Origin of the sequence: Brenneria izadpanahii (assembly GCF_017569925.1) — a bacterium.
In the GTDB taxonomy this organism is placed as follows: Bacteria; Pseudomonadota; Gammaproteobacteria; order Enterobacterales; family Enterobacteriaceae; genus Brenneria; species Brenneria izadpanahii.
Window position 1 is genome coordinate 4709933 of the sequence record NZ_CP050854.1, and the last position, 14016, is coordinate 4723948.

At 55.4% G+C, this 14016-nt stretch carries 12 protein-coding genes and 1 other RNA gene; 8 read left to right on the forward strand and 5 right to left on the reverse strand.

Translation table 11 applies throughout. The annotated features are described in order from the left end of the window. The first annotated feature begins 277 nt into the window (after positions 1-277). Positions 278-454, forward strand: coding sequence for a hypothetical protein (locus tag HC231_RS21050; protein WP_208228618.1), 177 nt, complete (start codon positions 278-280; stop codon positions 452-454). 155 nt (positions 455-609) lie between these two features. On the opposite strand, the gene HC231_RS21055 is transcribed toward HC231_RS21050, so the two are convergent. Further along, positions 610-2814 carry a TonB-dependent siderophore receptor gene (locus tag HC231_RS21055; RefSeq protein ID WP_208228619.1) on the reverse strand — a complete coding sequence of 735 codons (2205 nt, stop codon included), beginning with the start codon at positions 2812-2814 and terminating at the stop codon, positions 610-612. A gap of 322 nt (positions 2815-3136) precedes the next feature. On the opposite strand from HC231_RS21055, the gene fes reads away from it, so the two are divergent. Further along, positions 3137-4450, forward strand: a complete 1314-nt coding sequence (gene fes, locus HC231_RS21060) for an enterochelin esterase (protein WP_208228620.1) — start codon at positions 3137-3139, stop codon at positions 4448-4450. Between the two features lie 206 nt (positions 4451-4656). Here fes and HC231_RS21065 read toward each other — a convergent pair whose 3' ends face one another. Further along, positions 4657-5349 carry a YtjB family periplasmic protein gene (locus HC231_RS21065; protein WP_208228621.1) on the reverse strand — a complete coding sequence of 231 codons (693 nt, stop codon included), beginning with the start codon at positions 5347-5349 and terminating at the stop codon, positions 4657-4659. 159 nt (positions 5350-5508) lie between these two features. Between HC231_RS21065 and serB the strand changes: the two genes are divergently transcribed. The 3 genes from serB to nadR all read left to right on the forward strand — a co-directional run bounded on the left by serB (position 5509) and on the right by nadR (position 9250). After that, positions 5509-6486 (forward strand): phosphoserine phosphatase, encoded by a 978-nt coding sequence (gene serB, locus HC231_RS21070; protein WP_208228622.1) that lies wholly within the window; start codon positions 5509-5511, stop codon positions 6484-6486. Between the two features lie 17 nt (positions 6487-6503). Continuing rightward, complete coding sequence (gene radA / locus HC231_RS21075) at positions 6504-7889, forward strand: DNA repair protein RadA (RefSeq protein WP_208228623.1); 1386 nt, start codon at positions 6504-6506, stop codon at positions 7887-7889. Between the two features lie 128 nt (positions 7890-8017). Beyond that, positions 8018-9250 carry a multifunctional transcriptional regulator/nicotinamide-nucleotide adenylyltransferase/ribosylnicotinamide kinase NadR gene (nadR, locus tag HC231_RS21080; RefSeq protein ID WP_208228624.1) on the forward strand — a complete coding sequence of 411 codons (1233 nt, stop codon included), beginning with the start codon at positions 8018-8020 and terminating at the stop codon, positions 9248-9250. 47 nt (positions 9251-9297) lie between these two features. On the opposite strand, the gene HC231_RS21085 is transcribed toward nadR, so the two are convergent. From HC231_RS21085 to zapA, 3 genes are all read right to left on the reverse strand, one after another. After that, positions 9298-9918 (reverse strand): 5-formyltetrahydrofolate cyclo-ligase, encoded by a 621-nt coding sequence (locus HC231_RS21085; protein ID WP_208228625.1) that lies wholly within the window; start codon positions 9916-9918, stop codon positions 9298-9300. Between the two features lie 36 nt (positions 9919-9954). Next, positions 9955-10138: non-coding RNA, 6S RNA (gene ssrS / locus HC231_RS21090), on the reverse strand. A gap of 74 nt (positions 10139-10212) precedes the next feature. Further along, positions 10213-10542 (reverse strand): cell division protein ZapA, encoded by a 330-nt coding sequence (zapA, locus tag HC231_RS21095; RefSeq protein ID WP_208228626.1) that lies wholly within the window; start codon positions 10540-10542, stop codon positions 10213-10215. A 314-nt stretch (positions 10543-10856) separates the two neighbouring features. On the opposite strand from zapA, the gene HC231_RS21100 reads away from it, so the two are divergent. The 3 genes from HC231_RS21100 to ubiH are packed head-to-tail and all read left to right on the forward strand — an operon-like array spanning position 10857 to position 14008. Further along, on the forward strand, positions 10857-11441 hold the full coding sequence (locus tag HC231_RS21100) for a YecA/YgfB family protein (protein ID WP_208228627.1): 585 nt from the start codon (positions 10857-10859) through the stop codon (positions 11439-11441). 24 nt (positions 11442-11465) lie between these two features. Next, the gene (gene pepP / locus HC231_RS21105) at positions 11466-12782 is read left to right on the forward strand and encodes a Xaa-Pro aminopeptidase (RefSeq protein ID WP_208228628.1); all 1317 of its coding nucleotides are present in this window, start codon (positions 11466-11468) and stop codon (positions 12780-12782) included. 47 nt (positions 12783-12829) lie between these two features. Further along, complete coding sequence (gene ubiH / locus HC231_RS21110; RefSeq protein WP_208228629.1) at positions 12830-14008, forward strand: 2-octaprenyl-6-methoxyphenyl hydroxylase; 1179 nt, start codon at positions 12830-12832, stop codon at positions 14006-14008. The last annotated feature ends 8 nt before the right edge of the window (positions 14009-14016 follow it).

Sequence of the window (14016 nt, forward strand, 5' to 3'; positions counted from 1 at the left end):
ATCAAAGCACAGCGATGTCAGCGTCAGGCAAAGCGAAAGTAATAGCGTATAAGCCGGGTATTTTCCCTGATTTAGCGGTTATACACAATCAGTGGCTGACAGCGGTGAAAAAGCGCCAGCGCATCATTGTCTTTGTGGCGATAGAGGATATCGTTCAGGGCTTGTCGATCCAATAACCACGTTCACGATAATACTGTTCCAGATCCTCGGGTCAGCGATTGAACTCAATCATCATTTGATACACTCCCGATCATCAGTTATCCCGAAGGCATGCAGCATGGCGTTCAGCTTCACGCCGGTTTCATTTCATTCGGAAACCGGCTGTGAATCCGGCACGATGCCGGCGCCGCGTAACATCCGCGGGCATGCAGACTTTTGTGCGGCGACAGAAAAAGAAAATCGTCACTCGGCAGGTCGCGGGTATTCGGACCTGGAAATGCGGCAGATAACGTAGACAAGATGTATTCCTTATGTTCCTTGAACAATAACCCGATGATTGGATTATTAATTCTGTTAATAAGGATACGGCTGCTAACGCATACGCGCCCCGGCAGTGGTAGCACGGGTATGGGGCGGAAACACGCCCCGTACCCGTGGATTCGCCAGCGATTACCAGCTATAGCTGACGCTGGCGATAATGCTGCGACCGACGCCATAAAAGCAGGCTGAGGTACCGCTACAGGAAGCGACATAGTGCTTATCGGTAAGATTATTGACGTTGAGCTGCACCTCCGCCCCCTTCAAACGTGACGACGCTTCACCCAGGTCGTAACTCGCCATCGCGTCATACAGGGTATAAGCGGGAACCTTAAAGCTTTCCTTATTATCACCGTAACTGGCGCCGATATAGCGTACGCCGGTACCGACGGTAACGCCTTTCAGCGCACCGCTCAGGAACCGGTAACTACCCCAGGCGGACGCGCTATGTTTCGGAATGGCGGCGGGTGTCTTGCCCACAGGATTGTTGTCGCTGACGCTTTCCTTCGTCTCGGCGTCGGTATAGCTATAGGCCGCCATCAGGCTGATTTCCGGCGTTAGCTGAGTACGCAACTCGCTTTCCAGACCTTTGGATTCCACTTCGCCGATCTGCTCGCTGTACCTGGTCACGCTGTTAGTAGAAGTAATGTTCTTCTGGGTAATATCAAACAGCGACAACGTCAGGATTGTGTCGCTGCCTTTAGGTTGGAATTTCACCCCGACTTCTTTCTGCTCGCCGGTAGTGGGTTTAAAGGGATCGGTCCCCGGCGCGCCGGAATCCAGATTAGGTTCAAATGACGTGCTATAACTGATATAGGGTGAAATACCGTTGTCGAAAGCGTACAGCAGGCCGGCGCGACCGGTGAATTTGTTATCGTTCTGCTGCTTGGTGGTGTTGTTGGTACGGTCCAGCGTGCGTACCTCGCTCCAGTCCTGGCGGCCGGACAGCAGCAGGTTCCAGTTATTCCACTCCATCTGATCCTGCAAGTAGACGCCCACCTGATCGAGCTTTTTCTTGGTACTATCAAACAACGGCAATTCGCCGATCGTAATACCATATACCGGATTGGCCCAGTCGAATGAACACCCGTCGCAAGAGAGGCGCCAATATTTGTAGTCGCGGTTTTGCCACTTATAATCCAGACCGCCGATGGCGCTGTGCTTAACCACCCCCGTATCGAACTGCGCTTTCAACTGGTTATCCAATCCCAGTTCATCAATCTTGGTTTGCTCTTTGGCGGGACGGCGGCCCAAAATGGTATCGGTATATGTCTCGCTGCCCGCGGTATAAACCAGATATCTATAGGTTTCATCCAACTGCGAGTAACGCACGTTCTGCTGGAACGAAAACACATCGTTAAAGGTGTGATCGAAAATATAACCGATTGCCGTCTGTTCCCGTTTCGACTGGTTATAGCTCGGTTCGCTGACGTTCATATCGTAAGGAATATAACCAGCGACGCTCTCCTTGACGGTACCGTATACCGGCAAGAAATTACGGAATCCGGCCTTCGGGTCGTTCTGATAGCTTGTCAGCAGGGTAAAGCTGGTATCGGCATTCGGCAGCCAGGTCAGCGCCGGGGCGATGGCAACACGTTCCCGTTTAGAATCTTTGATGAATTCATGTTTAGTACTGGCGATTCCGTTCAGACGGTAAAGCAGGGACTGGTCGTCATTCAGCGCGCCGCCGAAGTCAAATGCCGCTTCAGCCAGATGCTGATTACCGCCGCTAAACTTCACCTTGCGGATATCCTGCGCCGTCGGGCGCTTGCTGGTCATGCTGACCAATCCGCCGGGGTTGACCTGACCGTACAGCACCGAAGCCGGACCATGCACCAGTTCCACCCGTTCCAGCAGCCAGGGATCAAACGTTCCTAGCGCCGCCCCTTGCCCGCTCAGCCCATAGCTTAGGCCGTCCAGAAATTTAGGCGCGAAGCGAAAGCCGCGCACTACCACCTCGTCATTGCGGTTGGACGAACCACGATAGTTGGTAAAAGCGCCGCTGGAATAACTCAGCGCGTCCGATACCGAGGAAACCGCCTGGGCATCCATTTGATCGCGCGTGATAACGCTAATGGTTTGCGGGGTTTTTACCAATGGCGTGCTGGTCTTGGTACCGGCGGCGCTTTCTTTGGCGACGATGCCTTTCAGCGGCGCGGTAACGCTTTCACCGCCTGCCGTCACGACGATCGTATCGCTACGTGTTGTATCGTCTGCCGTGGCGGCATAGCTCAGTGGCGACGCCAGTAACACAGAGGCGATAGCCAGCGGTATGCGGTGATTATCGGTATTGAGACTAATTAGATGGGTTAATGGTTTTTTTGTCGTTTTAAACATGAACTCATTCCTTCAGAAAACAGCCTTGTCTTAGAACATTCGGAATGTTTTGAGCTTATAAAACCCCCACAAAGGCTGGATGGATCTCCATTACCTTTGAGTAATAACAAGTTTTATTACGATGTAATGCGATAACAAACAGTGAAATACCTGGCTCAAAACACACGTTTAAGTGATGAAATAAATATCTAATTGAAAATGCAAACACATATCAATATTATTCGCATTAATAATACCATTTGTAAAGTAATCGCTTCATATCATTATTTATGTAATTAAGGGTAAAGAACCCAACACGGCAGGCACCATCAGGGAGGTTCTCATGCCAGAAAAACAGCCATCTGGTACTGCGGTAACGTTTCTTTCATCCTCTTCGGCGGGGGACGATCGCTGGTGGCGGCAGGTAGCCCGAATCGGCACGCCGCTGATGGAAGACCTGAGTGAAAAACAGGTCGGCGTGACCTTTTTCTGGCGCGATCCGGCCGGGGATGAACACCGTTCGGCTATTCAGCGCGTCTATGTCGATATCAATGGCATTACCGATCATCACAGCCTTACGCCACAAAGCCTGCAACGCCTGCCCGGCGCCGATGTCTGGTTCTGGTCGCTGAATATCGAATCGGAATGGCGTGGAAGCTACAGCCTGATCCCAATTACCCGTGAACAGTTGCCTCCCGAATTTCATGGCGATGAGAAACAGCGCAACCAACAGCAACGCGAATGGTGGTGCTCGTTGTTTCCTTATGCCATCGCCGATCCCCTTAATCCGCTGGCATCCTATAACACCCATTGGGGCGCCTCGCTCTCTATCGCCCATATGCCCGCCGCTCCTGCGCAACAGGCATGGCAGCGGTGGGATAGCGGTAAAGCGCCTGAGCCGAATCCCTGGCAATTGCAGGCTTTCCACTGGACAAGCGCTCAACTGGGAAATCGGCGTCGGATCTGGCTGTATACCACCGCAATAAGCGAGAGAGCGTCGCGGCGCCCATTGGTGATTGTGCTGGATGGACAAAAATGGACGCAGGAACTTCCTCTGTTCTCCGCGCTGGATGCGGAAACGGCTAATGGCGCGTTGCCGCCGGCGGTGTGGTTGTTCATTGATGTGATTGACATGCGGCACCGAGAGCGGGAACTGACCTGCAATGCGGATTTCTGGCTGGCGGTACAGGCGGAGCTGCTGCCGCTGGCCGCACGCTATGCCGCCTTCAGCGACGACCCCAATCTCACCGTGGTAGCGGGACAGAGCTATGGCGGGCTATCCGCGCTTTATGCCGGCCTGTTCTGGCCCCAACGGTTTGGACGAATACTCACACAGTCAGGCTCTTTCTGGTGGCCTGACCTGAAAAACCTTACGCATTCCCCCTCCGGGCGGACCCAGAATATCGGCTGGCTGACGGAACACGTTCAGCAGAGTTCCGGCAATCCGGCGCCGCTGACCATCTTTCAGGAAGCCGGTAGCCGCGAAAGCGATATCGCCGCGGTGAACCGGCAAATGTATCAGGCGCTGATTGCCGCCGGCCACCGGGTGAGCTACCGAGTGTATGACGGCGGGCACGACTCGCTGTGCTGGCGCGGCGGATTAATTGACGGATGCCGCTGGCTGTTGTCCGGCGGGCATCACACCAACAGACCATGAATTGACGGGTGAACGTGATGAGCCAGGAACAGTTGAACCCTTTTGACGACGACGGCCTTACGTTTTTCGTACCTTATTGTCACATGAAACAGATCTGTCCTCTTCCGACGAAGACACAGAACCCGCCAGCCAGCCCTGATGCAACAGTCCCCGCAGGCTATCTCTGAGAATCCATGTGCGGCATCACACGGAGACGGGCCGCACCGCTAGCCTTTCTTCTGCGGTTGCTCTGGCGCATCGCCGTCAGAGGCGTCGCCGTTTTCCGTCTCATCGCCGTCATCTTCTTTTAGCGGCGTGCTGGCGGTCAGCAGATAGGGAGACTGCTGCCAGCGGGTGCGTCGATTCTGCAGCAGCGTACGCGTCAGAACGATGCCGATAGCCAGCGACAACAGGATCATTAAACGCAAAATATTGGTGGTGTTATCCACCTGTTTGGCTTCCGTCGCCAGCACATGCGTGTCAAGCGTGACGCGCAGGAAACCTATCGGCCCGTCTTTGCCTTCAATCGATTGCACCAGTTGATGGTTAAAATAGCTGCCGACCCGGTTGCCGTCCAAGGCCAGCCGATCGCGCAGCGGAACCTGTTCGCCGGCGCGCGCCACCAGAGCTCCATCCTGCTGATAAATACCGGCATCCAAAATACGGCTGTGATCGGTAAGCTGCCTGAGGATACTATTGATTTTCTGGCTGTTATCATCAGCGTTTTCCATCAGCGGAGAGAGACTGAACGCGACTTGCCTGGTCAGCGTGCGCGCGAGTTCTTCAACCTGTTCAGAGCGCGCCATCTGATGACTCAGGCTGAAATAGGAGGCGCCCTGCATCAAAATTACCAGCAGAGCTAAGCAAATCAGCACGATGGCTGTACGATGTAGGCGGAATTTTACCCGGGCCCGAACCATGATTATCCTTACGCGATTTGGATACTTTATGTTGCCAGAAGCGCCGGCGATAGGATAGCTTGTTGCCCTGTTTTCCGGCCAATATGTTTGCGGCAACGAACGCACACGCCGAATCGGCCGCCCCCAGCCATGTTATTACCGTTAGTAGAGGAACTGCCCATGTCGAATAGTCTGACCTATCGCGATCTCCCGGATGAGATTAACCGTTGGCCCGGACTGCCGCTATCACTGAGCGGTAATGAAGTTATGCCGCTCGATTATCGCGCCGGCGACACCGGCTGGGTGCTGTACGGCAACATACTCGATAAAAATTTGCTTTCCCGTTATCAACGTCGCCTGGGCGTGGCGATGGTCATTGTCAGCGCATGGAATGTGGGCGATTATCAGGTGGTCCGGCTGGCGGGCACATTGACGCCGAAAGCGACAAAGCTGGCGCATGAGCTGGATATGGATGTCGCGCCGATGAGCAACGCCCCCACGCTGCGCTCGCCAGGTTTGCTGGTGATGGATATGGATTCCACCGCGATTCAGATTGAATGTATTGATGAAATCGCCAAACTGGCGGGCACCGGCGATTTGGTTGCCGAGGTGACCGAACGCGCAATGCGCGGCGAGCTGGATTTTGCCGCCAGTCTGCGCGAGCGGGTGGGAACCTTAAAAGGCGCTGATGCGAATATTCTGCGCGAAGTCCGCAAAAACCTGCCGCTGATGCCGGGGCTGACCAATATGGTCAGTCAGCTTCAGGAAGCGGGCTGGCATGTGGCCATCGCTTCCGGCGGATTCACCTATTTCGCCGATCATCTGAAAGATAAGCTGGGCCTGGTGGCCGCCGTCGCCAACGAAATGGGCATGCGGGATGGTAAACTGACTGGCGAAGTCGTCGGCCCGATCGTCGATGCGAAATATAAAGTCGCCACGCTGCATAAGCTGGCGAAAAAACTGGAGATTCCCCTGGAGCAGACCGTCGCTATCGGCGATGGCGCCAACGATCTGCTGATGCTCAAAGGCTCGGGCTTGGGTATCGCCTATCATGCCAAGCCTAAAGTCAACGAGCAGTCGGCCGTGACGATTCGCCATGCCGACCTGACCGGCGTGCTGTGCATCCTGAGCGGCAGCATGAGACACGAAAAACGTTAATTTAACCGAGGTAATCCGTGGCAAAAGCAGTCAAACGCGCCTTTGTATGTAATGAATGCGGGGCAGACTACCCGCGCTGGCAGGGACAATGCAGCGCCTGTCATGCCTGGAACACCATTACCGAAGTCCGGCTGGCCGCGGCGTCCTCATCATCACGGTCCGACCGGCTGACCGGCTATGCCGGCGAGAGCGCCGGCGTCAGCCGGGTGCAAAAACTGTCGGAGATAAGTCTGGAGGCGCTGCCGCGTTTTTCCACCGGCTTTCAGGAATTTGATCGGGTGCTCGGCGGCGGCGTGGTTCCGGGCAGCGCCATTCTGATCGGCGGCAACCCCGGCGCCGGTAAAAGCACCCTGCTGCTGCAAACGCTGTGCAAGCTATCCGAGCAGATGAAAACCCTGTACGTCACCGGGGAAGAGTCGTTGCAGCAGGTCGCCATGCGGGCGCACCGTCTCGGTTTACCCGCCCACAACCTGAATATGCTGTCCGAAACCAGCATTGAGCAGATTTGCCTGATCGCCGAGCAGGAACAGCCGAAACTGATGGTGATTGACTCTATTCAGGTCATGCATCTCGCCGATATCCAGTCATCCCCCGGCAGCGTCGCGCAGGTGCGCGAAACCGCCGCCTACCTCACCCGTTTTGCCAAGACGCGCGGCGTCGCCATTATTATGGTCGGCCACGTCACCAAAGACGGTTCGTTGGCCGGGCCGAAAGTGCTGGAACACTGTATCGATTGCTCCGTGCTGTTGGACGGCGACGCCGACTCCCGTTTTCGCACCCTGCGCAGCCATAAAAACCGCTTCGGCGCCGTCAACGAGCTGGGCGTATTCGCCATGACCGAGCAAGGGCTGCGTGAAATCAGCAACCCTTCCGCTATTTTTCTCAGCCGCGGCGATGAAATCACCTCCGGCAGTTCAGTGATGGTGGTATGGGAAGGCACGCGTCCGCTGCTGGTGGAAATTCAGGCGCTGGTGGATCAGTCGATGATGGCGAATCCGCGCCGGGTGGCGGTAGGGCTGGAACAGAACCGCCTGGCGATCCTGCTGGCCGTGCTGCATCGCCACGGCGGCTTGCAGATGTCCGATCAGGATGTGTTCGTCAATGTGGTGGGCGGCGTCAAGGTTACGGAAACCAGCGCCGACCTGGCGCTGCTGCTGTCGCTGGTTTCCAGCCTGCGCGATCGCCCGTTGCCGCAGGATCTGGTGGTATTCGGCGAAGTGGGGCTGGCAGGCGAGATCCGCCCGGTGCCCAGCGGGCAGGAACGCATTGCGGAAGCGGCCAAGCACGGCTTTAAACGCGCCATCGTGCCCCATGCCAATATGCCGAAAAAACCGCCGCTCAACATGCAGGTTTTCGGCGTCAAAAAGCTGGCCGACGCGCTGGATATTCTCGACGATTTATAAAAAATCGTCAGGAACGATTTTCAACGTCGCATCGCGATGGCACGCCAAGCCCCCAATTCCGAACTTTTTCAGCAGCCCGAGACGCTCTGTGGTATTTTGTTTAGTACGCTAAACAGGAGTGTCGGTACATGTCACCATTCGATTATCTGAAATCCGCCATCCGGAAAAAAGGATGTACCCTGCAACAGGTCGCCGATGCGACGGATATGACCAAGGGCTACCTCAGCCAGTTGCTCAATGCCAAAATAAAAAGCCCCAGCGCGCAAAAACTTGAAGCGTTGCACCGTTTCCTCGGCCTTGAATTTCCCCGTTACGAAAAAAAGATCGGCGTGGTATTCGGCAAGTTTTATCCGCTGCACACCGGGCATATCTATCTGATCCAACGCGCCTGTAGCCAGGTGGACGAACTGCACGTCATTCTGGGCTACGACGAACCGCGCGACCGCCTGCTGTTTGAAAATAGCTCGATGTCGCAACAGCCGACCGTCAGCGATCGCCTGCGCTGGTTATTACAGACCTTTAAGTATCAGAAAAACATTCGCATTCATGCATTTAATGAAGAAGGAATGGAACCTTACCCGCACGGCTGGGACGTGTGGAGCAAAGGCATTCAAGCCTTTATGCAGGAGAAAGGCATTCAGCCCAATTTTGTCTATACCAGTGAAGAGCAGGATGCGCCGCAGTACCGCGAGCATCTAAACATTGAAACGGTATTGGTCGATCCTAAACGCTCGTTTATGAGCATCAGCGGCTCGCAGATCCGTCACGATCCCTTCCGCTACTGGGATTACATCCCAACCGAAGTCAAACCCTTTTTTGTGCGCACCGTCGCCATTCTCGGCGGCGAATCCAGCGGTAAATCCACGCTGGTCAACAAGCTGGCCAACATCTTCAACACCACCAGCGCCTGGGAGTACGGCCGCGATTATGTATTCTCCCACCTGGGCGGCGATGAAATGGCGCTGCAATATTCCGACTATGACAAAATCGCGCTGGGACAGGCCCAATATATTGATTTCGCAGTAAAATACGCTAATAAAGTGGCGTTCATCGATACCGATTTCGTCACCACTCAGGCATTCTGCAAAAAATATGAAGGTCGCGAGCACCCGTTCGTGCAGGCGCTGATTGACGAGTATCGCTTCGATCTGGTGATTCTGCTGGAAAACAACACCCCGTGGGTGGCGGACGGATTACGCAGTCTGGGCAGCGCCTCTGCGCGCGCGGAATTTCAGAATCTGTTGAAAAGCATGCTGGCCGCGAATGATATCCCGTATGTCCATGTCGAAGAGTCGGATTACGACTCGCGTTTTCTGCGCTGCGTTGAACTGGTGCAGCAAATGCTGGGACACGTTAGGTAGGCGAAACGGCCAGGGAAAGGCCGCCCCGAATGCAACATCGAACTAATTCAATCCTCCCAGCGCCAGCAGCGGGAGGGAGTAATGATTTCCGGCAGCGGGATGTCCCAGCTCTCGACCGGCAAAGCATCGACCCGCTGGCAATCATGCGCCAGGCCGATGGGATAAGGCCCGCGCAGCGACCAATGCCGCAGGGTGCGGTCGTAGAAACCGCCGCCCATTCCCAGCCGCTGCCCCTGGCCGTCAAACGCCACCAGCGGCGTCAGCAGCACATCCAACTGCTGCACGGGCAAGACCTGTTGTACATTGAGGCGGGGCTCTAAAATTTTCAGCCGGTTCACCACCAGTTCGGTATCCGGCTCGTAGCGCAGAAACAATAGATTTCCGGCGCTGAACGGGTGTAAAACCGGCAGATACACCCGTTTGCCCTGTTGCCAGAACCGTTGAATCAACGGCTGAGTATCCAGCTCGCCATCAAACGATAAAAACACCGCGATAGTTTCGGCCTGCTGTATTTTCTGATGCGCCGATATCTGCTCCAGCGCCTGCCGGGCGAATAATGCCTGCTGCTCCGCGCTGAGCTGACGGCGTCGCCGCCGCATATCCTGACGGATTTGCTGCCGAAGCTGAGTTGCAGAAAGCGATGTTGCGGATGATGGAGTCGGCTGCATACAAAACGCCGTAATTGATCGCAAATGAAAAGAAAGGGAATCTCCGAGATGCCGCCGCAGGCTGTAACCCTTGAACCCTTGGTTCAAGGTGAACATAACGTCGCTGCCTTAAGGCTTCTCGGACTAGCCGAGCATGCTCACCAGCTGCGGAGCGTTACATTCTATTGGTTTGAAATATCGGCTCAGGGGACTGGCCCGCTGACAAACACCTCAGAGAAATTTTATTCGTTACTCGCTATAAACCTTATCACGTCTTACCGCGCAAGAACACCGTACTTTTATCAAAACTCGACGTCATTCAAACTGAACGCCCTGACGATCGGTGATGCGGCCTTGCTCCAACAGCGCCTGTTCGATGGTCTGTTGCAGCATACGGATACGCTGCTCCATATTGGCTGCATAGTCACGCGTTTTCCCCCGCTCCTGCGCCAGTTCATGGCACACATTCAGCGCGGCGATAAACACCAGTTGCTCAGTGTTGGTGACTCTGGTTCGAACTTTAAGATCTTGCAACCGCTGGTTAAGATCTTCTGCTGCCTGATTCAACGCATCCTGTTGTTCTGGCGGACAATTGACTCTTAACGAACGGCCAAAAATCTGAATATCTACTGGTTGTGCAGACATACCACCTTCCTGCCTTATCTCAATTTTCGCGCCCGCATAGGATAAATCCTGCGCTGCCTGGCAGCGGCCGGTTAAAGCGGGCGTCACTATATATATCCCGAATATAAGATACAAGCCCTTTCTGGTATACCCCAAATAATCGGAGTTACGGTCAGGCGGCAAACGGACACATCCCGAAGCGCATACTCTGGTAAGCGATCCGGGTAAGAGAGAGCCGCTAACAACGCTGCGACTTCAAGTTAAGAAGGGTATATAGCAGCGGAGCTTGGTGGTAGCATAACATGAACTAATCCTGCCAACGATGACGAATGCGCATGTCTATAGAGAATACGTTTCCAGGCTATGAAGCCATTGACCAATTGCTGCACCAACAGCAGATCGCACTAACCGCCGCGGAAATGCACGGGCTAATCAGCGGTATGCTGTGTGGCGGCAACCACGACGACAGTTGGAGAACACTGGTTTCCGAACTGACAAATGAAGGGATGGCTTTTCCGCAAACGCTATCTCAGCCCCTCCAGCACCTGTATCAGGTTACGCGAGAGACGCTCGAAGACGATGGTTTCATGTTTCAGCTTTTCCTGCCGAATGATGATAACGAATCCGTCACGGTGTTTGACCGGGCCGATGCATTGGCCGGCTGGGTAAACCATTTCCTGCTGGGTTTGGGCGTGGTTCAGCCCCGGCTGAACAAAGTTCAGGGCGAGCTGAAAGAAGCGATTCATGATTTACGCAACATCGCCCAGTTGGGCTATGACGAAGATGAGGATCAGGAAGAGCTGGCGCAATCTCTCGAAGAAGTTATCGAATACGTGCGCGTTTCCGCCATTCTGTGTCATAACGAATTCTCACACCCACAGGTTATAGCGCCAGAACAGAAGAAACCGACGCTGCATTAACAGAATATTTTCAGGAGCTAGGTGATGAACCAACAAGAATTCCTTCGCCGTCGTCAGACACTGCTGGAGAAGATGGCTCCTGCCAGTGCCGCGATCTTTTTTGCGGCCCCCGAAGCCGCGCGCAATGCCGACAGCGATTATCCCTATCGGCAAAACAGCGACTTCTGGTATTTCACCGGGTTTAACGAGCCTGAAGCCGTGCTGCTGTTGATTAAAAGCGATGAAAAACATCATCATAGCGTGATTTTCAACCGGGTTCGCGACCTGACGGCCGAAATCTGGTTTGGCCGGCGTCTCGGTCAGGAAGCCGCGCCGGCCGCGCTGGGCGTCGATCGCGCGCTGCCTTTCGACGACGTCAACTCCCAGCTATCTGTCCTGCTGAACGGCCTGGATGTGGTCTATCACGCGCAGGGACAATACGACTATGCCGACAAGCTGGTGTTTTCCGCGCTGGAAACGCTGCGTATGGGAACACGTCAGGGTTTCATCGCCCCGCCGACGCTGACGGACTGGCGTCCGTGGGTGCATGAAATGCGCTTATTCAAATCGCCGGTGGAAATCGACATCATGCGCCGCGCCGGCGAGATCACCGCGCTGGCGCACACCCGGGCGATGCAGACCTGCCGTCCCGGCATGTTCGAATATCAGCTCGAAGGGGAAATTCATCACGAGTTCACCCGTCACGGCGCGCGTTATCCCTCTTACAACACCATCGTCGGCAGCGGTGAAAACGGCTGTATTCTGCACTACACCGAAAATGAAACCCAAATGCGCGACGGCGATCTGGTGCTGATCGACGCGGGCTGCGAATATCAGGGATATGCCGGCGATATCACCCGAACTTTCCCGGTCAACGGCAAATTCACCGCCCCGCAGCGCGCTATCTATGACATCGTACTAAGCTCTCAGCGCCGGGCGTTGGAGATGTTTGCTCCCGGAGTCAGCATCCGCGAGGTTACTGAGGAAGTGGTGCGAATCATGGTCGCCGGGCTGATCAAGCTGGGGATTATGAAGGGTGAAGTGGAGCAGTTGATCGCGGAACAGGCGCATCGTCAGTTCTTTATGCATGGGCTGGGACACTGGCTCGGGCTGGACGTACACGACGTCGGCGACTATGGTTCAACCGATCGCGGCCGTCCGCTCGAACCGGGCATGGTGGTCACGGTGGAACCCGGCCTGTATATCGCGCCCGACGCCAACGTCCCGCAGCAATACCGTGGAATCGGCATCCGTATTGAAGATGACATTCTGATAACGGAAAACGGCAATGAAAATCTGACGGCGGGCGTAGTAAAAGACGCCGATGCCATTGAAGCCTTGATGGCGCAAGCCGCCGGATAATAGCGGGCGATAAATTGAAAGATAAAGGGTATTCGGGACAATAAAACATGACGGTAATGATTGTCGGCGGCGGCATGGCCGGCGCGACGCTGGCGCTGGCGATATCAACGCTTTCACAAGGAAAAGCGCCAGTTGAGCTGATTGAAGCGAAGCCGCCGCGCGATCGTCGGCATCCGGGTTTTGACGGACGGGCGATAGCTTTATCGGAAGGAACCAGCCGGCAGTTGGAAAATATCGGCATCTGGCAGGCGCTGGCGGGCTGCGCAACGCCGATAACCAATATCCATGTCAGCGATCGCGGTCATGCCGGTTTTGTCAACCTCAAGGCATCGGACTACTGCGTTCCGGCGCTGGGCCATGTGATCGAACTGCATGAAGCCGGACAGCGGCTATTTTCGTTACTGCAAAAAGCGCCCGGTATTCGCCTGCACTGTCCGGCGAAAGTTGTTTCCGTCGCCCGAACGCAGAACGACGCCACGCTAACGCTGGATAATGGCGACGAACTGACGGGGCAACTGCTGGTGGCCGCCGACGGTTCTCTTTCCAGCCTGGCGCAATCCTGCGGTATCCAGTGGCGGCGGCAGGATTACGATCAGATCGCCGTCATCGCCAACGTCGCCACATCGCAGCCGCATCAGGGCCGGGCATTTGAACGCTTTACCCCGCACGGGCCGCTGGCGCTGTTGCCGATGAATAAAGAGCGAAGCGCGCTGGTCTGGTGTCATGCGCAAAATCAGCAGACCCAGGTCGACGGCTGGAGCGAGTCCGAATTCCGCCGGCAGCTACAGTTGGCGTTCGGTTGGCGTTTAGGCGCCTTTACCCATGTCGGCGAACGCCGCAGCTATCCCCTGCGGTTATTGACGGCCAACCAGCACATTCATCACCGGCTGGCGCTGGTGGGAAATGCGGCCCAGACGCTGCATCCGATTGCCGGACAGGGATTCAATCTGGGGCTGCGCGATGTGATGTCGCTGGCGGAAACCATCGTCGATGCGGTGAACAAGCGGCAGGATCCGGGCGGTTATGCGGTACTTAGCCGTTACCAGCAGCGCCGACAGCCCGATCAGCAAACCACCGTGGCGATCACCGATGGCCTGGTCCGATTGTTCGCCAACCGCTATACCGCATTAGAAATCGGACGCAATCTGGGCCTGATGACCATGAATAATCTGCCGCTGCTACGCGATGCGTTGGCCCGCCGTACGCTAGGCTGGGTGGAACGTTAATTGAGTTC

What these genes read in the sequence shown, in the direction of transcription:
- HC231_RS21050 (WP_208228618.1), top strand. Translation starts at nt 278, where the DNA reads ATGGCGTTCAGCTTCACGCCGGTTTCATTTCATTCGGAAACCGGCTGT.
- HC231_RS21055 (WP_208228619.1), bottom strand. Translation starts at nt 2,814, where the DNA reads ATGTTTAAAACGACAAAAAAACCATTAACCCATCTAATTAGTCTCAAT.
- fes (WP_208228620.1), top strand. Translation starts at nt 3,137, where the DNA reads ATGCCAGAAAAACAGCCATCTGGTACTGCGGTAACGTTTCTTTCATCC.
- HC231_RS21065 (WP_208228621.1), bottom strand. Translation starts at nt 5,349, where the DNA reads ATGGTTCGGGCCCGGGTAAAATTCCGCCTACATCGTACAGCCATCGTG.
- serB (WP_208228622.1), top strand. Translation starts at nt 5,509, where the DNA reads ATGTCGAATAGTCTGACCTATCGCGATCTCCCGGATGAGATTAACCGT.
- nadR (WP_208228624.1), top strand. Translation starts at nt 8,018, where the DNA reads ATGTCACCATTCGATTATCTGAAATCCGCCATCCGGAAAAAAGGATGT.
- HC231_RS21085 (WP_208228625.1), bottom strand. Translation starts at nt 9,918, where the DNA reads ATGCAGCCGACTCCATCATCCGCAACATCGCTTTCTGCAACTCAGCTT.
- zapA (WP_208228626.1), bottom strand. Translation starts at nt 10,542, where the DNA reads ATGTCTGCACAACCAGTAGATATTCAGATTTTTGGCCGTTCGTTAAGA.
- HC231_RS21100 (WP_208228627.1), top strand. Translation starts at nt 10,857, where the DNA reads ATGTCTATAGAGAATACGTTTCCAGGCTATGAAGCCATTGACCAATTG.
- pepP (WP_208228628.1), top strand. Translation starts at nt 11,466, where the DNA reads ATGAACCAACAAGAATTCCTTCGCCGTCGTCAGACACTGCTGGAGAAG.
- ubiH (WP_208228629.1), top strand. Translation starts at nt 12,830, where the DNA reads ATGACGGTAATGATTGTCGGCGGCGGCATGGCCGGCGCGACGCTGGCG.